Source organism: Streptomyces sp. AC627_RSS907, from assembly GCF_019049165.1.
This window is the reverse complement of sequence record NZ_JAGMUE010000867.1, coordinates 1-624: the sequence shown is the minus strand read 5'-3', so window position 1 is coordinate 624 and position 624 is coordinate 1. Positions and strand designations below refer to the sequence as shown.

Sequence of the window (624 nt, the reverse complement as noted above, 5' to 3'; positions counted from 1 at the left end):
GTGACGTCGTTGGCGCAGGTGTAGCCGAGGATGACGTCCCTGGCCCGCTCGCGCGGGACCTCCCGGCACATCCTGCCGATCACGACGGCCAGCTCGGCCTCGTGGTGGACCTCCTGCGAGAAGGAGGGGTAGGCGATGGCGTCGCCGGGGCCGACCACCGAGGTGGACGGCTTGAAGAAGGCGACCGGAACGTCGGGGACCTCGTGGCCGAGTTCCCTGGCGTGCTCCGCGTAGTTGCGACCGATCGCCACGACCTTGTTGGGGAGCACCGGGGGCAGCAGGCGCACCTTGTCCAGCGGGACCTTCTGGCCCGAGCGCTCGAATTCGGCGAAGGGGTGTCCCTTGATGATGTCGAGGACGGGGCCGCCGTCAGGGGCGGCGGCCTCCTCCACGACTCCGAACGCGACGTTGCCGTCGATGGAGAATCTGGCGATGCGCACGGGAAGTGCTGCCCTTCACTACTGATCATTGGCTGAGGTCTGACGCTCCAGGCTATCGCCCCGTTTTCGTCACCGCCGCGCTCCAGGCCCGTCACCGCACGGCACCGCCCCGGTGCACCAGGTAGCGGTACGGGGTGCGGCGCCTCTCTCACACGGGGCATGGGGCACGGCACCTCCCTCACAC

The 624-nt window shown here is 69.1% G+C and carries 1 protein-coding gene; it reads right to left on the bottom strand.

What is annotated here, in order from left to right; genetic code table 11:
• Positions 1–440 (bottom strand): fumarylacetoacetate hydrolase family protein (locus KUM32_RS39100; protein WP_217146520.1); only part of this gene is annotated, 440 nt, incomplete at its 3' end.
• Between the last annotated feature and the right edge of the window lie 184 nt (positions 441–624).